Origin of the sequence: Chroococcidiopsis sp. CCALA 051 (assembly GCF_003015105.1) — a bacterium.
GTDB classification, from domain to species: Bacteria; Cyanobacteriota; Cyanobacteriia; order Cyanobacteriales; family Chroococcidiopsidaceae; genus Chroococcidiopsis; species Chroococcidiopsis thermalis.
In genome coordinates this window covers 1-19,288 of sequence record NZ_PYCI01000127.1, presented here as the reverse complement: position 1 = coordinate 19,288, position 19,288 = coordinate 1, and the positions used below count along the sequence as shown (strand labels likewise).

Here is a 19,288-nt window from a genome sequence, read left to right as displayed (position 1 = left end):
GAGTAGATTCAAGCGATTGCGCCTAATTTCTGGATCGGCATCCATAACTAAAACGCTTTGTTCTCCATCGAAGAAATTGCTAACAGTAGGAGCAATTTGAATCAAAGCATCTACTAATTGTTGATAGTTCCGCGATTCTCTAGCGACTTGAGTTTGGGGAACGAGTTGCAATAAAGCATCGTAGAAAGCTTGCTCGGAAGATTTTTGAAAAAGTTTTGGCTTGACTAAGTTTTCTGGCTGCAACTGCGTGAAATCTAAATCTCCTTGAGCCGCGAGACGGGTGGAACGGTTGACGGTTTCGTAGATTTTATCTAGAGTGCCGTTATTACGAATAGATTGTAAGAAAAGAGCGCGATCGCGGACATCTAATAAGTCTTGTAATGCCCGTAATCTGTATTCAGCGTCGCTTTCTCCCAGTACGGCATTGACTAAATCGTAGTCGATACTTCGTTCTTCTTGTAATAGCGTGCGAATTCTTTGAATGAAAAACTCCTGTAGAGATGCGTTTAACGTCTCTATACTGGTTTTGGCATAAGTTTTAATAAAATCTCTTGCCGTTTGCTCTAATAATTGGTAGAGATTAATTGATAAATTAGCCGCCCATGTAATGGAAACGATCGCATTTGCCGCACGGCGCAGCGCAAAGGGATCGGAGGAACCTGTGGGTAGCATTCCTAAGCCGAAAATACTGACTATGGTATCGAGGCGATCGGCAATACCGACAACTTGACCTGCTAAAGTTTCAGGTAGGCGATCGCCTGCATTACGTGGTAGATAATGTTCAAAGATAGCTGTAGCTACGGTTTCCGATTCACCACTTTCTATAGCATATTTTTGTCCCATTACGCCTTGCAATTCTGGGAACTCAAACACCATTTGGGTGACTAAATCTGCTTTACACAAGCTAGCAGCGCGTTCGATTTGGTGGCGTTCTTGTTGGCTTACTTGCAACTGTTCGTTAATTTGCTGCGCGATACTAATAATGCGTCCAACTTTGTCGCCAACTGAACCTAAATCTTCTTGAAATGTAACTTTTTCCAGTTGCAGTAAATAGCTTTCTAAAGGTTTTGCCAAGTCAGTTTTATAGAAAAATTGTCCGTCAGCTAACCTAGCGCGAATCACTCGTTCGTTACCTGCGGCAATAATATCTGATTTAGCAGGATCGCCATTAGAAATAGTAATAAAATTCGGTAGTAGGGACTCACAGTCGTGCGCCCCTACCTGAAATATGGGAAAATAACGTTGATGGCTTACCATTACCGTAGTAATTACTTCTGGAGGTAAGTTCAAAAATTCTGAGTCGAATTTTCCGACTACAGCAGTAGACCATTCGACTAAATTCGTTACTTCTGCTAATAATTCGGGATAGATTGTAACGCTACCATTTAATTGTTGCGCGATCGCATTGACTTGTGCTTCAATTTTTGCTTTGCGCTGTTCGACCTCAACATCGACAAAAGCAGAACGCAAGCAAGAGACATAATCAGTGGCTTGGGGAATGGATATTGATTCTGGATGTAAAACGCGGTGTCCCCACGAAATGCGATCGCTTTTAATGATCTCGGAACTATTTTCAATTTGAATTGGTAAGACTTCTGTATCTAATAAAGCGACCAACCACACAATCGGACGGGAAAACTTTAAATCGCCGTCTCCCCAACGCATAAACCGCTTCCCTTCTAAGCCGAAAATCCACTCAGGGACGAGTTGAGACAAGATTTCTGCGACAGGACGACCTGGATAAGAGACGCGGACAAACACAAACTCGCCTTTATCCGTAGGACGAATTTCTAAAGCATTTAATTCTACCCCTTGCTTTTTGGCAAAGCCTTCAGCGGCTTTGGTGGGTTTCCCGTCTTTAAATGCAGCTTGCGCGGGTGGTCCTTTAATTTCCTCGTCTCGGTCTGGTTGTTGCGATGGTAGACCTTTGATGAGTACGGCGAGGCGGCGGGGAGTACCGTAAACTTCGATTGCTTCTGCCGTAAGATTATTATCGCTAAGACTTTGGGGAATACGCGATCGCCATTGCGCGATGGCGCTATCGACAAAACTGGCGGGGAGTTCTTCGGTTCCGACTTCTAATAGGAAATTAGGCATAGCACCCTAGATTGAGCGAGGCTTCATAAAAGACCTAGTTTCAACAGTTTACCGTGCCTGTAATCCTATTGGGTATGATGGACGATTGGTAGGGTGCATTAATTAACGCACCCTACTAATCTTACGCACCCACAGATTCTTTAGCGGCGTACATCACTTCTACAGTGATTTCGGTAAAATTGCGATCGCGGGCAAATTTTTCTGTATTCCGCTTGACTTTTCCGCGCACGAAACCAGGAATTTTATTTAATTCTGCTTGCGCTTCTCTCGTCCAAGCCAAGTCAGTATCGGCGGATATTCCCTTGGTGATTACTTCCTTGGTGTCGTGTCCGCCAAAGATTTCTAACAGGTGGTCTTCCATGCCCAGAGTAAAGGAATTGTACACCAAATCGGCAATTTGATTCGTGCCTTCGTAACCCATAAAAGGCTTGTAACCGATGGGGAAGTTTTGAATGTGGATTGGTGCAGCAATTACGCCACAAGGGATATCTAACCGCTTACCTACATGGCGTTCCATCTGCGTACCAAATATAGCAGAAGGTTCGACACGGGCGATCGCGTCTCCAATTGCGCCGTGATCGTCTGTAATAATCACCTCATCGCAATATTCGCTGACCTGTTCGCGGAACCAGTCAGCATCGTATTTGCAGTAAGTTCCAGCCCAAACAACGTGAATTCCCATTTCCCGTGCGAGAATTTTAGTTATTGCAGCTGCATGAGTATTGTCGCCAAACACGACAGCTTTTTTACCTGTCAAGTTTTGGCAGTCAATCGAACGGGAGAACCAAGCAGCTTGAGATACGTAGAGAGTTTGGTTGTTAATATACTCTTCGTAGTCAACACTAGCACCTTGAGCATTGATAACCTGCTGGATTTTACGTAGGCAACGAGCAGTCTCGACTACGCCCATCGGAGTAATATTGACATAGGGTATGCTAAATTCTTGCTCTAAGTAATTTGCTGTCAACAAGCCGAGTTCCCGATATGGGACGAGGTTAAACCACGCACGGGGTAAGTTTTTCAATTCGTGGACGGAAGCACCTTCGGGAATAACAGCATTTACCTCGATTCCCAAGTCAGCCATCAACCGCTTCAACTCGGTGCAGTCGTGTTGGTTGTGGAAACCTAGAGTAGACACACCGATGATATTGACTGAAGGCTTTTCGGTTTTAGCTGTAGGTAGTTCGCCTTTCTTGCGTGCTTTCTCGATGTAGTAGCGGACAATTTGATCTAAAGTGCGATCGGCTGCTTGTAGTTCGTTGACGCGGTAGTGGTTGACATCTGCCAGTAGTACGTCAGCTTTTGCTTCCAGTGATGCTCTTTCGACGAAGTTTTGTAGGTCTTCTTGTAAAATGCTGGAGGTACAGGTAGGAGTTAATACGATCAGGTCTGGGTGTTCTTCCGCATCTTTACGGGTGATATTATCTACTACCTTCTCCTGAGAACCACGGGCAAGCACGTGTCTGTCTACAATGCTAGCTGTAACTGGGGTAAAATTTCTTTCACGCTCCAACATCGATCGCATGACGTTGAAGTAGTCATCGCCTAGAGGCGCGTGCATAATTGCGTGGACGTTTTTGAACGAGCTGGCGACACGCAAGGTTCCTATATGTGCCGGACCAGCATACATCCAGTAAGCCAATTTCATATCTACAGTTCTCCCCGTGTGAATCGCGAATCGTTGAATTTAACGTCTGTTTTTTCCGATTGTCGCAAACATTGCGATCGCACTAAACACGGGGCGTTGAATGACTGTAAATTGAGGGAAAACAGCTAAACTGCTTACGGAGTAAAGCAATGAAGTGTTAGAGCAGCGAGCGATCGCCTGATTTCTGCAATGATTCTTGATGTTTAGTTATATTCTGTAGTATCCAAAATGCTGCCTTGAAGGTCTTTATCTAAGATTGTATTTATGTTTTTGGCTTGAGCGATCGAGGAATAAAGTAATGGGAGACTTTAATTTAGTCAAAAATGAGTTTAATATTATTTCTTTATCATGGGAATTCACAATAAAAGCTGTTCGGAAAATTCCCTTGATACCAGAGTGGATATTTGCTGGCTGCACGCTTGCTACAGTATTAGCCAATGTAAAAACATTTCCATTTCATAGCTATATTCAAACCTTTAAAAATTATCTAGAAGAAAATTGGCTAGATTTTTTTCTTGAGTTGGACAGAATTTTTACTTTGGGAGCTGAGATATTACGTTTGCTTTTGATTTTGATAAGTGTCGATCGATTGCTGAAACTTAATTTATCCTATTTTTTAGATAGAATATTTTGTTTATTTTTAGTACTCTACTGTTATGTTTCTCTACGCTATAGCCTTTTTCAATTCGATGAAATACAAGATCTGTAGGGGCGCACAGCTGTGCGCCCCTACGAATGTATCGCATCATAACGAGAATCGCTATATATAAATTTGTTAATAATAGCTACTTTAATTTTCTCAGAATTAGAGTTACTTATTGACAACAATACTCCGCTTCAACTTGCAGTGCCTGGAGTCTGTGAATTTTTATCAGTTGTTGTTATAAATTTATGTAAGAGAGCAGAGCATTTTTTAGATAGGTTCAACTTGTAGGATGAAACTAGTCTGATAAACATTTATATGAGATTCTTGTCCGCTCTCATATCCATTTCTATGCTTAGTGAATGGAAGTTAGAGAAGTAATTAGACTTCTCGGGGAAAATGGTTGGTATTTAGCTCGAACTAGAGGTAGCCATCGTCAATACAAACACCCTACAAAATCTGGCTTAGTCACCGTTCCAGGAAAGCTGAGCGACGATCTTGCACCAGGAACATTAGATAGTATTTTAAAGCAGGTAGGTTTAAAGTAATGCGGTATCTAATTATTATTGAGGAAACAACAACTGGTTATTCAGCATATTCACCCGATTTACCTGGGTGTGTCTCCACTGGTGAAACTCGTGAAGAGTTGGAGCAAAATATGCGCGAAGCAATAGAGTTTCACTTAAAGGGACTTAAGTTAGAAGGTTACAAAATTCCTCAGCCGTCTACGTCATCTGTTTATATTGAAGTAGCAGCTTGATTAAATTTATCTTGCTACGGCTGAGTCATTACTATCAGAGCGAAAGACTTATTATCGAGTCGAACCTGTAGCGATCGCTCACAGCTAATGTATAAATCTTTACATCTAGACGATCGCATCCAGGGAAATAAAGGGAGATTCTGATTCGAGTTTTTAGATTCAAAAGTTCGGGCAAATTTTAACTAAAAAACTTGAAGATTTTCTTATCAGCTTTCTCTTAAAAGCATTCTATAAGAAATTCCAATCGATTGCTTAGTTAGAACGCTCAAATCCTAGCAAAATAGTCATATATGTACTGCAAATCGCGACATTTTAAGCTTGAGCAATTTTTATTTTTAAATGAAATAATGACTGATAAATCAAGCTAATCAATCAACTATATGCAAACAAGAATTCATTTTGTAAGATGCTCGTTCAGAGTGAAAATTCTGACAAAATCTTAAATTATGAAGAAAATTTGCCCAAATTTAGGTTTAACTCTAGCTACTTCGCTATTCCTCGCATCCTGTACCGGAGTACAAGAACAAGCTTCACAACTTAAAGACAAAGCCAATCAAGCTCAAAACATGGCTCAGCAAGCACAAGATGTGGCTAGCAAAACAACTAGCGCGCTTGGTAATTTGGGGAATCTCAAAGAAACGATTAGTCCTTTGACTGACGGCGCAGCGCAAACTTTATCTGCTGTAAAAGCTGGTAACTTTACAGCAGCACAAACGGAATTTACTAAGCTGCAAGATGGCTGGAAAGGATTAGAAAGTACTCTGAAGACAGTCTCCCCCGATGCTACCAAAACGATTGGCGAGAAAATTACAACTATTGCCACAGATCTGAAATCGGGTTCGCCAAATGTGGCAAAACTCACGACAGAATTGCAGGGACTTTCAACTGCATTCAATAGTCTTGTAACTAATAGCACTTCTGCAATTGCTACTAACACTAGCACCACGGAGACAGCGAATAGCAATGCTACAGCTATTCAAAGTAACTTATTAGCTATGAAAGACGAACTGGCTAAGGCAACTACTGCTGTAGAATCGCAGGATTTTGCAACTGCAAAAACTGCTTTTAGTGCTGCTCGCCAAACCTGGTATAAGTTTGGTGGTAGCGTGAAACAAAAATCTCCCGATACCTACCAAAGGCTAGAAGCAGGGGTGAAAGATGTGAATTCTGGACTGAGCAAAGCAAAGCCTCCACGAGATACTGTTTTGACTAGCTTGAAGACGCTTTCTACCGATTTAGACGGCGTGAAATAATTATTTAGTAAGGTGGGCGTTGCTCACCCTACTCTTGGATTTTTATGATAAATATTCCTGTACAAATATGTAATTAGTAATGCGATCGCTCGTGATACTATATTATCAACTACCTAGATGGTTTACTTCATAATGGAAGTCTGAGCATTTTTAAAAAAATCAAAAACATTCCCATTATAAAGTAGATAATACCACAACTGCGAACCATATTCTACCCCGCCCCCTTATGTTTTTAACCTATCAACAATAGCTTGCACCTAGAGATTGAAATCGCCCAAGGCTTGACGTTGTGCTGCTAGTAAATCTTTAATTCCAAGTTCTGCCAAATCCATAATTCGATCCAATTGAGTGCGGCTGAAACTACCTGCTTCGGCGGTTCCCTGGAGTTCGATAATTTCTAATTGGTCGTTCATGACCACGTTGAAATCGATATCGGCAGCGACATCTTCTTGGTAGTTGAGGTCTAGAAATGGCATACCTTCAAGCAAACCTACAGAGACGGCGGCGATTTGGTGACGGATGGGCGATCGCGTTAGATCTCCCCGTTCTAAAAGCTTGGCGATCGCATCGGCAAGCGCTACAAACCCACCTGTAATTGCTGTGGTTCTCGTACCTGCATCCGCCTGCAATACGTCAGCATCTACGGTGACTGTCCGCTCTCCCAATGCTGCTAAATCGAGTCCGGCTCTCAAGCTACGTCCGATTAACCTTTGAATCTCCTGCGTGCGTCCAGACAGCCTGTAGGTTTCTCGTTCTTGGCGTTGGTGGGTAGCAGTGGGAAGCATTCTGTATTCAGCCGTCAGCCAACCCTTGCCCGAACCTTCCAAAAATCTAGGGACTCCAGGCTGAATCGATACGTTACACAACACCTGAGTATCGCCGCACTGAGCTAAAACAGAGCCAGTGGCAAAACGAGTAAAATCCCGTGTAAAACTGATAGGACGCAGTTGATTTGCTAACCGATTATCCAAACGCTCCCAGGTCATGGTTCTTAGCTGTAGTGACCTAAATCAGAATACAGGGTCGAGCATACAGTTAACACTTTCGCTAGGCTTAATTTTTTGTAAACTTTTGGCGTGGAATATGTGGAGGGCGATCGCTATGCTGGGAAGTCAAAAGTCAAAATCCTGCAACAGAATCTCCGCCAACTGGGACTTATAGTAGCGATATTGCGACCCAGAGGATAGTTTCCTATTGACTAAAACATAGATGTAGTGTTTCACTAAGGAGTATTCTGAAAGACTACACTATATATCGCATATTGCAGTTTCTCCGAACTCAGCTTTAACTCAAGCATCTGGATAAAAGTGACTTTATGATTGCTCAGCTAGAGACCCCAACCGTTCATTCTCCTTGTCAACCACCATACACAGTTGAAGGATTAGTACAAGTCTTTACTTGCTCTCGTCGTACCTTTTTGACAAGCGTGATGGCACAGGCTTTAAGGGTTTCCGGTCAAGGGACTCCAGCGCTCATTGTCCAATTTCTTAAAGGTGGGATAAATCAGGGTCATTGTCATCCAGTTAAGTTAGGGCAAAACTTGGATTGGATTCGCTGCAATCTTCCCCGTTGCATTGACACGCCACAATTAGACGAAGCCGAAAACCGTTCTTTACAAGAACTGTGGCAGCATACGCGCCAAGTTGTTTCCCAAGGGCAGTACTCATTGCTAGTATTGGATGAATTAAGCGTGGCTGTCGAATTTGGCTTAATCCCTCTAGCAGAAGTCTTAGATTTTATTCAAAATCGCCCCAAGCACGTCGATGTGATTCTGACTGGCTCGAATATGCCTCAACCCGTACTCGATGTGGCAGATCAGATTACAGAAGTACGGCGCAGCCACCAGATGTAAGTTTTTCTAGGCTAGAATGCCTGTAAATTTATTATATAATATAGTGCCTCCTAAAGCGCTATGTCGCGCGTTCGAGACATACCAGTCCCGTAATTTAAGATGTGAAGTCAGGCGGAGCGATCGCAATTGCCATCAATTTCTAAATTGCATATCTCTTTCGATAAATTGTATTTCTTGATGTAAGGCTTCTAATTCTTTGTGAGTCTCTTCCAGCTCAATGCGAGTTGTATTAAGTGCCGTTTTTGTTTCCTGACATGTTTCCGAAACTCTGGCTAATTCCGAATATTTGTATTCTAGTTTTTCTATGATTTGTTGGCGATCGCTGACATCGATGAACGTCAAGTTAACTCCCAGCAAATCATTATTTGTGCTGAAAACAGGTGCGATAAAAATATCGAGATACTTTGTTCCTTCTAAAGTTGTCCACTTAATATTTTTCAAATTGACTGGACGACGATCGCAGTAAAATTTGCCGATCGCAACATGGGAACTCACAAACTTTCCGGGTACAAGTTCTGAAAAAGGAAGGCTCCAATCGGAGAGCGTTAATCTAAATAAAAAGTTTGCCTGTTCGTTAGCAGCAACTAAACGATTATTCAGATCGACCGATAGCTGAGCAAAAGGACTTGTCTCAAATGCAGCTTGCCAAAAGCATAGTTGGGAGACTAGTGAATCGCTAGCTTCCTTTGGGCGAGATTTAGGAGTGATTGAGAGGCGATCGCCTAACTCCAAATGTAGTCCTTTGATATAAATTCGATGCTTGATATTGTCTAGCATGAAAATCGGTCTTTGAGCGGTCAGTGTTTCATGCTTACCTAGAAAGAGAAAGCCGTTGTTTTTCAGCGCAAAATGAAAGCGAACCAGAATTCTTGCTTGGATATCTGGATTGAAATACATCAGGGTATTACGGCACGCCAGCAAATCGATTTTGGACATCGGTGCATCTTCAGCTAGGTTATTACAACCACAGATGACCCTACGGCGAAGTCTGCGATCGAAAGCATAGCCTTGCTCGGTTGGCTCAAAGTATTTCTTGAGTAAATCTGGAGCAAGTCCTTTCACTTCATTCGCGCGATAGACCCCTTGTCGTGCTTGTTGAAGGGCAACTTTATCCACATCGGTAGCATAGAGTTGAACTCGCTGCAAACACGACTCAATTCCCAAAGCTTCTGCAAACAAAATGAGTAAACTGTAAACTTCCTGCCCAGAAGCACAGCCCGCACTCCAGACGCGAATCGGTTCGTCAGGCTGTTTGCTAGCAATAATTTTAGGCACGATCTCGCTGGCTAGATAATCCCAAGCTTCGCGATCGCGAAAGAAACTAGAAACGTTAATCAGTATGGAGTCTAAAAGCTCAATCCACTCTTGAGCATGGCTTTGCAAATACTGTAAATAGTCCTGATAGCGCTCAATGTGGAGCTGCTGCATTCGGCAAGAGAAACGCCGCATTAAGGTAGGGCGTTTGTAGCCCGTCAAGTCACAACTCTGGTTGCGTTTGAGGTAGTCTAATAATGCTTCAAAATCTCGATCGAGTTCGGGAGGCTTCATTAATAAATTTTAAAGTTTATCTTGGTAGCTTAAAGTTCTTAATACAAAACTTATTGCGACTTTAGCGAAAATAGCCAGCCGATCGCGGTTGCTCCTGACTCAACTCCCAAACTTTCGACATGGAACGTGCCATTGTGGAGTTCGACCGAGTATGGTGTCTCTATGCTACTGACATTGTGTCGCTCTACCAGTTTTCTTTCGTTACCCTCAATAGACTGGGGCGGATCGATCGAGTTAACCTAGACTAGAGAGCGAGGCTCTCAGGTAAAATCCGCTCTAAAAATTGAGTCATAATTGAGATTTTAGGTTTGTGATTCATCCAAAATCCCAGTCTCTCGCTAGCGATCGCCAACACTCAACTCAAAATCCAAGATCGGTGGTGGTTCTAGGTGCTGGGGCTTGGGGAACGACGTTAGCATCTCTCGCAGCAGCTAATGGTCATCGCGTGCAAGTGCGATCGCGGCGCGATGGGGCAATTTCGCCTAGCGAGATCGAACGTGCGGATGTAGTTGTTTCTGCTGTCTCAATGCAGGGTGTAGCAACAGTCGTTCGAGAAATTCAGACTTTACCCCTCTTGCCGACAACAATTTTTGTCACGGCAACCAAAGGACTCGATCCTGTCACAACTCTCACCCCAGCCCAGATTTGGCAGGCGGCTTTTCCCGATCGCTCGGTAGTTGTACTGTGCGGTCCTAATTTAGCCAAGGAAATTCAACAAGGATTACCCGCTGCAACTGTTGCTGGTAGTACTGACGACAACGCCGCAGTAGCAGTGCAAGCAGTATTTTCCTCGCCGCAGTTCCGCGTTTATACCAATTCCGACCCTTTGGGCGTAGAGTTGGGGGGAACGCTGAAAAATGTGATGGCGATCGCGGCGGGTGTTTGCGATGGTTTGCAGTTGGGTACAAATGCTAAAGCTGCACTCGTTACCCGTGGACTGACGGAAATTATCCGCATCGGCAACAGCTGGGGAGCAAAAACAGAAACTTTTTACGGTCTATCTGGTTTGGGCGATCTGCTGGCAACTTGTAACAGTCCCCTCAGTCGTAATTATCAAGTTGGATATCAACTCGCCCAAGGTAAAACCCTGTCCGCAATTCTCGCTCACCTAGAAGGAACAGCTGAAGGCGTGAATACGACTCAGGTACTCATGCAACGCGCTCGCCAGCAAGACATCTATATGCCGATTACGGCTGAAGTTTATCGTCTCCTGCAAGCGGAAATTACACCCAAGCAAGCGCTGGAAGCACTGATGCTGCGCGACCTCAAATCGGAATTATTGTAGAGGCAATGGTTCGACCGAATCGCTCCTACGTAAATCCACACAAATTTCATAAAACTTTACGCGATCGCAACTGATTCTCCGAAATTTCTCAGACAAAAATTGTAGTTTACACTAGGGTGCGATCTCACACATTTATCTTAAATCGCGTTTATTCTTGAAATGCTTGTTGTGCGATACTTTTCAGCCTTTCACCAATATTTTGAATACCGAAGTGCTGCTTTAAGTATCCGCAATCCTAACAACCGTAGCAGTATCAGTTCGTACTTGAATTCACTAGAAAATGTGGAGTTATTTCTGAAGTTAGTGGGCGCGATCGTCAAGTTTCCTCGTAAATCTAGCAGCAAGATGTTAGTTCGCCAAGATCGCTGGGAACAATAGCATCAGCAACAAGAAGCAACCGAGTGAAGTCTATTGTCACCTGGAGCAGTTGAGATAACCCCTATGCAAGCACTATCTTTTTACGCGGACGCAGCCTACGAACCCCAATCAGCACCCCAGCGCTTTCGGTCAGATTATCCAGAAGATGATACCGATCTGGGCGTGGATGACCTGCTGACTTTGGATATTGACTCTAACGAGCGGGAGAGCCTACAACCTGGTGTTACCCGTCGGACTACAGACCTAGTTCGTTTATACCTGCAAGAGATCGGTCGCGTCCACCTGCTAGAAAGAGATGAAGAAGTTTCCGAAGCTCAAAAAGTGCAGCGTTATTTACGAATGCGAGCGCTGTGCGTCAGTCATGCAGCAAAGGACGACTCGATTATCAAAACATACATCACCCTAATTGAAGCCCAAGAGCGCCTGACCTCCGAGCTAGGACACCGCCCCTCTTTAGAACGATGGGCTGCTAGCGCTGGTATATCCGTGATGGAACTCAAACCCGCTTTGGCAGTTGGGAAGCGCCGTTGGGCTGAAATTGCCAAAATTACCGTCGAAGAATTAGAGCAAATTCAAAACGACGGGATTCATGCCAAAGAACACATGATCAAGGCGAATTTACGCCTAGTTGTTTCAGTTGCGAAAAAGTATCAAAATCGCGGTTTGGAACTGCTAGATCTGGTTCAAGAAGGTACTCTGGGGTTAGAAAGAGCGGTAGAAAAGTTCGATCCTACCAAAGGTTATCGCTTCAGCACCTACGCTTATTGGTGGATTCGTCAAGGTATTACCCGCGCGATCGCCACCCAAAGCCGTACCATCCGTCTTCCAGTTCACATTACAGAAAAACTGAATAAAATTAAGAAAGCTCAGCGAAAACTGGCGCAAGAAAAAGGTCGTACCCCTACAATCGAAGATATTGCGCTCGAATTGGAGATGACCGCGCCTCAAGTACGGGAAGTACTACTGAGAGTTCCGCGTTCCGTATCTTTGGAAACAAAAGTTGGGAAGGAAAAAGATACTGAGTTAGGAGATTTACTCGAAAACGACAGTATTTCCCCTGAAGAGTTGCTCATGCGTGAAGCTCTCCATCGAGATTTACAGCAACTTTTAGCAGATTTAACCGATCGCGAACGGGATGTTATTTTGATGCGCTTTGGTCTGGGAGACGGACACTGTTACTCTCTAGCCGAAATTGGACGTGCTTTAGACTTATCACGGGAAAGAGTGCGTCAAATTGAATCTAAAGCACTACAAAAGCTACGACAACCCAAACGACGCAATCGCGTGCGGGATTACTTAGAGTCCTTGAGCTAACAATTTGAGCTAACAACATCGATCGGGTGAAGGATCGTGACCGTGTTTTTTACAACCTAGTTAGATTCACTTTCATTCTTCGTTCTTCACCTCTTCTGCCTATTTTTTAGCCAGAAGATTTTTATTATCTGTAAACTACGACTCTCTTTTCTTAAAAATCATTCTCAATAGTTATAGCTTGTTGACACTTCAACCAATAATTGACTATACTTATCAATTATTAAGCTTGCTTAAAAAGGTGGTTATGACTGCATACTCAGCTACCTCACTTAAGGCAGAACTCAACGAGCGGGGTTGGCGACTCACACCGCAGCGCGAAACGATCCTACAGGTTTTTCAAGAACTGCCTAGAGGAAAACATCTAAGTGCGGAAGAGCTTTACCAACAATTAGAAACTCAAACAGCAGGAATCAGTCTGTCAACGATTTATCGCACTCTAAAGTTAATGGCGCGGATGGGAATTCTGCGTGAGCTGGAGTTAGGAGAGGGACATAAACATTACGAGATCAATCAGCCTTACCCTCACCACCACCACCATTTAATTTGTGTTAGGTGCAATAAAACAATCGAGTTTAAAAACGATTCCATCTTAAAAATTGGCTCAAAAACAGCTGAAAAGGAAGGGTATCATTTGCTCGATTGCCAACTAACAATTCATGCTGTTTGTCCTTCTTGTCAAAGAGCGTTGTTGCCGATCTAGAATCTTGGTGTTATTGGTTGTCGGTTGTCGAGCGCAGATTGCTCTTCACTGGATTTTCTCAATGTTACCTGCTTTGATCCAGCCTTCGCGATCGCTATCCGATAAGCGAACTCTTTGCCAATTTTTATCTGGACTTTCTTCTAAAACTACGATTTGTTGATTGTATTCCAACCCGCCGATGCGTTCAGCACCCGCTCCAGGCTCGGCACGGAGACTTAAGCCTTTTTCCCAAGACACCCTAGCTCTATAGGTTCCTGGCGCTAGAGGCTCAGTAGAATTAGTGTCAGAATTCGCTTTCTCGGTCGTAGATTCAGCGTTATTAGTATTATCGGGATTAGATATTTCAGGCTGTGCTTGCTGTTTCGGAGCAGGCACAGCTTTTGGTTTTTGGTTGAGTTCGTTAGCAAAAGTCGGCTTAGGCGGATGAGTTGTGACTCTATACATAAAATATAAAGCAACTGCGGCGCTACCACCAGCCAAGATCGCCAGCGCTAAGCTAACACCCAGGACAAATTTAGCTGCTCCTGCCAAAGTCATGGCGATACCCTACTATTGTCCCATAATTACTACAGCACGAATCCTAGCATAATCGTCTGAATGTAGTAGATTTTTTAATTATTGGTAATTGGTAATGGGTAATTGGTAGTTGCCCCTCTGCACCTGAAGCCCCTCTGCTCCCTGATAACTGATAACTGTTCTACTGCAATTGCCGCTGAATTCGGTTGCTCAGGCTGCTGTGTTTAGAGGCGAGACGGGCTTTTCCAGCCGCTGCCCAATCTTGCAAAAACTGAATTTGTTCTTGGGCAGTACGGGCAAGGGGAATGATTTGACTCGCCGCCTCTAAAATGTCGTCAGTAGTAAAGTCTCGATTTTGACTGAAGCCGATGTGCATGGCTTCCACGATTGTTTGCTCGATTTCTGCCCCAGAAAAATCAGGAGTTTCGTAGGCAAGGCGATCGAGATCGTAACTTTTGAGATTATGCGATCGCAGGCGAGATAAATGGACGGTGAAAATTGCTTTGCGTTCTTCCTGAATCGGTAAACCAACAAAAAAGATTTCGTCAAATCTGCCTTTACGCAACATTTCCGGTGGTAAAGCATGAATATCGTTGGCAGTTGCAACGACAAACACGGGAGAAGTTTTTTCCGCCAGCCAGGTGATAAAAGTCCCGAAAACGCGGCTAGTCGTGCCTGCATCGCCTTTTGCTCCCAACCCGGCAAAAGCTTTATCAATCTCATCTACCCAGAGAATACAGGGGGCTAAGGCTTCCGCGACTTGAATCATTTGTCGAGTGCGAGATTCTGATTCACCTACCAAACCACCGAACAATCGTCCCACGTCCAAGCGTAACAAAGGTAAGTGCCAGTGATGGGCGATCGCCTTGGCTGTGAGCGATTTACCCGTTCCCTGAATCCCAACTAACATCAGTCCGCGTGGATAGGGTAAACCGTATGCTCTAGCGCGTTCGCTAAATGCCCCTCCCCGACGTAGCAGCCAATCTTTGAGATTGTCCAAACCGCCAATATCAGAAATTTTTTCGGTAGCAGGGTAAAAATCGAGAATCTGAGTTTGGCGAATAGTCTGGCGCTTCTCTTCCAAAACCAATTCGACATCTTCCGGCTGAATTTCTCCATGAGAGGCGATCGCCCTCGCTAGTACCCGCCGAATTCGTTCGATAGACAACCCTTGGCACGAACGCACGAGTTCATCTACCGTTTTAGCTTCTAAAGATTGTCCTGTAGCTGCCAAGAGGCGTTCCACCTCTAATTTAATCTCGCCAACAGCGGGTAGAGGAAATTCTAAAATGGTTAAAACTTCACCCAATTCTTCCGTAGTGACGATTCGTGGCGACAGCAAGACGATATTTTTCGGTTGCGATTTGAGTACCCGCGCTAAGTTGCGGAGTTTGCGCGACACGGAAACATCTTCTAAAAAGCGATGAAAATCACGCAAAATAAAAACTGCCGGAGCCGAAGCAGGCAGTTTCTCGACAAATTCTAGAGCTTGTAGAGGATTGCGACGACCGAAACCAGCATCGTTAGGATTACCTTGGTAGCCATCGACAAAATCCCAAGTATAGACAGCGCGATTTCCTTGGCTGCGGGCTTCTTCCCGAATTGCTACTTCCGCTCGTTCTTCCTCATAGGTAGGAATATAGACGATCGGGTAGCGGGCGCGTAGCAACAGTGCAAACTCTTCGCGGAAGCTCATATCAGGTGTCCCTAATTAGACAAGTGATTTTTCAAGGATTCTAAAGATGCCCAGCGGCGATCGCTTGATGGTTCTGACGGTTCTTCTGGCTGCGGCGATAGTTGAATGCCCTGACATAGACTGTCACACAACTGACGCTGAGGCATGGCTAGACATAACTGCTGGTACAACCACTCCCCAGGATCGAAATGACCTGTAGGCTGTAAAGTTTCGACCAGATCTTCAAATGCGACTTCCAACTCGATCGCAGTTTCTTCTTTACCTGCTTCTGGATCTAGCCAAATAATTTCTGAAGTTTCCACTTTCAGGCGATGGTTGTACTGTTGCAAACAGCGATGGCAAGTTAAGGTAACGATGGTTTCTACCTGAGCTGAAACCTCTAAGTAGTTGCCACCGTGTTGCACGCGCACCTGACCACGCACCGGAGTTAGGGTGTCTAGATCGGGTAAGAACTCATCAACCTCGATGACCCTAGTTTTTTGCGGTGCTGTGGTCAGATGAGGAATGTAAATTGCCTCCATAGGGCTTGCCAAGTTGTAAATTAAATAATCTCAAATCCTCAATTCCGAATTCCGAATTCCGAATTCATTTCCGGTCTAGCTACTACCGATCGTGCGAATCACCAACTGACGATGCGGTTCTTTGCCACGACTGAAACTTTCTAAATCGGGAAAATCCTTCAAAAAAGTATGAATTTGCCTCCTTTCAGCGGACGAAAGAGATTTGATCTCCACCTCTTGTCCTGTGGTACGGACTTGTTCTATCGCTGAGGTGGCGATCGCTTGAATTTCTGCTTGTCGCCGCAAACGATAGCCATCCAGCTCAATTATATAAGCGGCTTGCCGTTCCTGAGGTTGGTTTAAATTCAGGGTAGCATTAGCAAGATACTGAATGGCATCTAGAACCGAACCTTCCGCACCAATCAAAGCTTGGACTTGCTCTGGTGGTAAACTAGTCTGCTCGATTGTCAGCCAATAACTATCGTGTTCTTCTGGGTCGCTGTTTGCTGTCTTTGGGGTTTGCAGTTTAGCTGTAACTTGAGTAGAGACTCCTGACAGTTGCAGGAGTTGCTCTAGCCATTGCTGACCCCGCTGCCCGATCTGCTCGTCACTCATGATTTAGCCTGAAGGTTTCTCTTTTTTCTTCCGCCCTGGTTCAAAAGGAAGCGACTGACGACCTGCATCGTCTCCTGCTTTAGCATCTGCTGCTTCGACAAGCTTTTGTAAGTTTTCTGGCAGGGGTTCGCGGGAAACAATGTATGTCTGGAGTGTTTGGAATATATTCGCAATCAGCATGTACATCAACACGCCAGCAGGTAGCGGAAAGAACAAAAACATCCCTGAGAAAATAATTGGGGTGATCTTGTTGACTGTATCTTGTTGGGGATTGTTAGAGGTAGAACCTTGACCAGATAGCACTTGGTTGAGATAGAGACTTAGACCAAAACCAATCACCATTGCCACAATATCCCAATGGATCGTTCCGTCTTCATCAAAAGCGCCAACTCTGCCGAGGGCATCAATAAATAAAAAGCCCTTGTTAGCTGCAAGTCCAGGGATTGTTGCTTGAATTGTCACATCACCTGGTTGGAGGGCTTCGATAGTACCGTTTTCATCAATTTTTATCCTTTCTTCCCCTTTAGTGACTTTCCATTTGGGGACGAGATTGGTGTCGGGATACTCTGCTGCTAGGGCTGAGAAAGGCTTGCCCTCTGGAGTTTGAAAATCAATTTTAGTTTTGTCCCCGACCACCAATTTATTACCACTGGGCAAGATCGCCGCAACGCGAGCGTGAACGCCATCGGTAATGTAAATGTTTTGCGGCGGAGTGGTAAAAGCCTGCGGCTGAATGCGTTCGATCTGTTCTTGGGGAAAGACTTGCAGGTTGACGTTGTAGTTGATATCCGAAAACGGCGAGCCCCGCAGCGTCGCGAATAGGGCGAACAGTACGGGCATTTGCAGCAAGACTGGCAAACATCCTGCCAATGGATTGCCAAATTCTTTGTAAACAGCGCCCATTTCCTCCTGCATTTTGGCAGGATTGTCTTTATAACGCTCTTGAATCTCTTTGACGCGCTTTTGCATCAAAGGTTGAGTAACTCGCGTGCGGCGCATTGTCCGAATCGATCCGGCACTCAGCGGATAGAGCGCAAAGCGAATCACCAGTGTCAAGGCTACGATCGCCAACCCGTAGCTCGGCACGATCCCATAGAAAAAATCTAGGATCGGCAACATGACGTTGTTGGAAAGAAACCCTATACCAAAATCCATTATCTTGAAGTCAACCTGAAATAATTTGTCATTCGTCTGAATCTAATCTATCCGATTTTAGTCATCGGTCATTTGTCATCAGTCATTTGCCAACTAATGACAAGCGATCGATAACTAACAACAGAGAACTACTAATTGCTTACATAATATTCTCAAGTTGTAGCTTTGGTTTTGACTTGAGGATTTTTTTCGGCTGCCTTTTCGCTGATATAGTCGTATAGTTCGCGGAATTTGGGAACCGATCGCATTTCCAAACGGCTACCGTTTCTTAAAGTTAGTACCATATCGCCCCATAAACCGAAGCCGCGCGGCACTTTCACAATTTTGACAATTTCAGCATAAATGATATCGGTGCGATCGCGCCCCATCCAGCCGCCTGTAACAGAAATACGGCGATTTGTGATGCGGTAGCGCAACCACAATGCCCTTACAATTGCACCAACTGTTAAGGGGATACCAATCAGCGTCAGCCCGATGAGCAGGTTAATAATTAGATCCCCAACGTGAGGACCACCTTCGTAGTAAACTTCTTCACGAATTCCCATTAAGCACCTCGGCTGCTACCAATAACTGCTCTAATTCTTGCAGAAATTGTTTGGTTACGCACTCCTGTCGTGCTGCTGATGGGTGAACGATAACTACCAGTAACCATCCAGGTGAAATTCGCGGCAATAGACAGCGAAAGGCAACCCGCAGTTGTCGCTTAATCCGATTGCGAACGACTGCTTTTTTACTCACTTTTGTGCTGATGGAAATACCGATCCGTGTAGGCGCACCTACTTTATGCGTAGCTGTGGCTAGCTTGCCATCTGCTACTGAAGTTGTGGCATTTTGCATTCGCAAAGCTCTCAAAGTCATGCAATCGCTGTTGCGCCGTATTCCAGCTCGAAATACGGCGCGAAAGTCTTCTCTACTTGAGAGCCGATTTACTTTTGACAAACCCAAATGACCAGTTATCAGTGAAGAAAGGGAGTAGGGAGCAGGGAGCAGGGAGTAGGGAAAAGTTGTCAGCAGCTAGTTAATTGTCTCTTGCAAAAGCGCCAATTACCAATTACCACTCACTACTCACTGATTCAGTCACTTCTATTAGGGACTTTAGACAGTGAGGCGATGACGACCTTTTCTGCGGCGCGCTCTAATCACGTTTTGTCCGTCGGGGGTACGCATCCGAGCGCGAAACCCAGATGTTCTCTTTCTTTTGCGGTTAGTACCTTCCAGCGTGCGTTTCATAAATCTGCTCTCTCAGTTATTCGGAATTTTTAGCTAAAAAAGTCACAATCTGCAATTTTAGCATGAAACCTTCGTAACCAGATAGTTGTTGTAGAGAC

General features: G+C 44.5%; 21 protein-coding genes. 9 read left to right on the top strand and 12 right to left on the bottom strand.

The window, feature by feature from the left end:
* Together glyS and bchB are read right to left on the bottom strand one after the other, a co-directional pair.
* Window positions 1-2,097, bottom strand: a 2,097-nt coding sequence (glyS, locus tag C7Y66_RS24115) for a glycine--tRNA ligase subunit beta (protein ID WP_106547542.1), incomplete at its 3' end; no start/stop codon positions are given.
* 121 nt (window positions 2,098-2,218) lie between these two features.
* Window positions 2,219-3,745, bottom strand: a complete 1,527-nt coding sequence (gene bchB, locus C7Y66_RS24110) for a ferredoxin:protochlorophyllide reductase (ATP-dependent) subunit B (RefSeq protein ID WP_106547541.1) — start codon at window positions 3,743-3,745, stop codon at window positions 2,219-2,221.
* Between the two features lie 298 nt (window positions 3,746-4,043).
* Between bchB and C7Y66_RS24105 the strand changes: the two genes are divergently transcribed.
* The 4 genes from C7Y66_RS24105 (at window position 4,044) to C7Y66_RS24090 (ending at window position 6,401) form a co-directional block, all read left to right on the top strand.
* A complete protein-coding gene (locus C7Y66_RS24105) occupies window positions 4,044-4,454 on the top strand; it encodes a hypothetical protein (RefSeq protein WP_106547540.1) in 411 nt (136 codons plus the stop codon).
* 296 nt (window positions 4,455-4,750) lie between these two features.
* Window positions 4,751-4,936, top strand: a complete 186-nt coding sequence (locus C7Y66_RS24100; RefSeq protein ID WP_106547539.1) for a type II toxin-antitoxin system HicA family toxin — start codon at window positions 4,751-4,753, stop codon at window positions 4,934-4,936.
* Window positions 4,936-5,148 carry a type II toxin-antitoxin system HicB family antitoxin gene (locus tag C7Y66_RS24095; protein WP_106547538.1) on the top strand — a complete coding sequence of 71 codons (213 nt, stop codon included), beginning with the start codon at window positions 4,936-4,938 and terminating at the stop codon, window positions 5,146-5,148. The genes C7Y66_RS24100 and C7Y66_RS24095 overlap by 1 nt, the downstream gene beginning before the upstream one ends.
* Before the next feature lie 446 nt (window positions 5,149-5,594).
* Entirely contained in the window at window positions 5,595-6,401 is an 807-nt protein-coding gene (locus C7Y66_RS24090) for a hypothetical protein (RefSeq protein WP_106547537.1), read from the top strand.
* Between the two features lie 257 nt (window positions 6,402-6,658).
* Here C7Y66_RS24090 and rph read toward each other — a convergent pair whose 3' ends face one another.
* Window positions 6,659-7,387 carry a ribonuclease PH gene (gene rph / locus C7Y66_RS24085; RefSeq protein WP_106547536.1) on the bottom strand — a complete coding sequence of 243 codons (729 nt, stop codon included), beginning with the start codon at window positions 7,385-7,387 and terminating at the stop codon, window positions 6,659-6,661.
* Window positions 7,388-7,716: 329 nt separating this feature from the next.
* Here rph and C7Y66_RS24080 point away from each other — a divergent pair, with 329 nt between their 5' ends.
* A complete protein-coding gene (locus C7Y66_RS24080) occupies window positions 7,717-8,253 on the top strand; it encodes a P-loop NTPase family protein (RefSeq protein ID WP_106547535.1) in 537 nt (178 codons plus the stop codon).
* Window positions 8,254-8,385: 132 nt separating this feature from the next.
* On the opposite strand, the gene C7Y66_RS24075 is transcribed toward C7Y66_RS24080, so the two are convergent.
* Entirely contained in the window at window positions 8,386-9,801 is a 1,416-nt protein-coding gene (locus tag C7Y66_RS24075; protein WP_106547534.1) for a protein-glutamate O-methyltransferase CheR, read from the bottom strand.
* Between the two features lie 313 nt (window positions 9,802-10,114).
* Between C7Y66_RS24075 and C7Y66_RS24070 the strand changes: the two genes are divergently transcribed.
* The 4 genes from C7Y66_RS24070 to C7Y66_RS24055 all read left to right on the top strand — a co-directional run bounded on the left by C7Y66_RS24070 (window position 10,115) and on the right by C7Y66_RS24055 (window position 13,478).
* Window positions 10,115-11,086, top strand: a complete 972-nt coding sequence (locus C7Y66_RS24070; RefSeq protein WP_051033319.1) for an NAD(P)H-dependent glycerol-3-phosphate dehydrogenase — start codon at window positions 10,115-10,117, stop codon at window positions 11,084-11,086.
* 168 nt (window positions 11,087-11,254) lie between these two features.
* Window positions 11,255-11,464 (top strand): hypothetical protein, encoded by a 210-nt coding sequence (locus tag C7Y66_RS24065; protein ID WP_146149865.1) that lies wholly within the window; start codon window positions 11,255-11,257, stop codon window positions 11,462-11,464.
* 63 nt (window positions 11,465-11,527) lie between these two features.
* Window positions 11,528-12,778, top strand: coding sequence for an RNA polymerase sigma factor SigC (sigC, locus tag C7Y66_RS24060; protein WP_015152358.1), 1,251 nt, complete (start codon window positions 11,528-11,530; stop codon window positions 12,776-12,778).
* 244 nt (window positions 12,779-13,022) lie between these two features.
* The gene (locus tag C7Y66_RS24055; RefSeq protein WP_015152359.1) at window positions 13,023-13,478 is read left to right on the top strand and encodes a Fur family transcriptional regulator; all 456 of its coding nucleotides are present in this window, start codon (window positions 13,023-13,025) and stop codon (window positions 13,476-13,478) included.
* Window positions 13,479-13,523: 45 nt separating this feature from the next.
* Here the strand turns inward: C7Y66_RS24055 and C7Y66_RS24050 are convergent, their stop codons facing one another.
* From C7Y66_RS24050 to rpmH, 8 genes are all read right to left on the bottom strand, one after another.
* Window positions 13,524-14,015 (bottom strand): SH3 domain-containing protein, encoded by a 492-nt coding sequence (locus C7Y66_RS24050; RefSeq protein ID WP_106547532.1) that lies wholly within the window; start codon window positions 14,013-14,015, stop codon window positions 13,524-13,526.
* Window positions 14,016-14,175: 160 nt separating this feature from the next.
* Window positions 14,176-15,690, bottom strand: coding sequence for an AAA family ATPase (locus C7Y66_RS24045; RefSeq protein WP_106547531.1), 1,515 nt, complete (start codon window positions 15,688-15,690; stop codon window positions 14,176-14,178).
* Between the two features lie 11 nt (window positions 15,691-15,701).
* Window positions 15,702-16,211: a DUF177 domain-containing protein gene (locus tag C7Y66_RS24040; protein ID WP_106547530.1), complete on the bottom strand. Its 510-nt coding sequence runs from the start codon at window positions 16,209-16,211 to the stop codon at window positions 15,702-15,704.
* A 75-nt stretch (window positions 16,212-16,286) separates the two neighbouring features.
* Complete coding sequence (locus C7Y66_RS24035) at window positions 16,287-16,805, bottom strand: R3H domain-containing nucleic acid-binding protein (protein ID WP_015152363.1); 519 nt, start codon at window positions 16,803-16,805, stop codon at window positions 16,287-16,289.
* A gap of 3 nt (window positions 16,806-16,808) precedes the next feature.
* Window positions 16,809-17,960: a membrane protein insertase YidC gene (gene yidC / locus C7Y66_RS24030; RefSeq protein ID WP_015152364.1), complete on the bottom strand. Its 1,152-nt coding sequence runs from the start codon at window positions 17,958-17,960 to the stop codon at window positions 16,809-16,811.
* 152 nt (window positions 17,961-18,112) lie between these two features.
* Window positions 18,113-18,505 carry a PH domain-containing protein gene (locus tag C7Y66_RS24025; RefSeq protein WP_015152365.1) on the bottom strand — a complete coding sequence of 131 codons (393 nt, stop codon included), beginning with the start codon at window positions 18,503-18,505 and terminating at the stop codon, window positions 18,113-18,115.
* Window positions 18,492-18,905, bottom strand: a complete 414-nt coding sequence (rnpA, locus tag C7Y66_RS24020; RefSeq protein WP_106547529.1) for a ribonuclease P protein component — start codon at window positions 18,903-18,905, stop codon at window positions 18,492-18,494. The genes C7Y66_RS24025 and rnpA overlap by 14 nt, the downstream gene beginning before the upstream one ends.
* Before the next feature lie 150 nt (window positions 18,906-19,055).
* The gene (gene rpmH, locus C7Y66_RS24015; RefSeq protein WP_015152367.1) at window positions 19,056-19,190 is read right to left on the bottom strand and encodes a 50S ribosomal protein L34; all 135 of its coding nucleotides are present in this window, start codon (window positions 19,188-19,190) and stop codon (window positions 19,056-19,058) included.
* Window positions 19,191-19,288 lie beyond the last annotated feature (98 nt).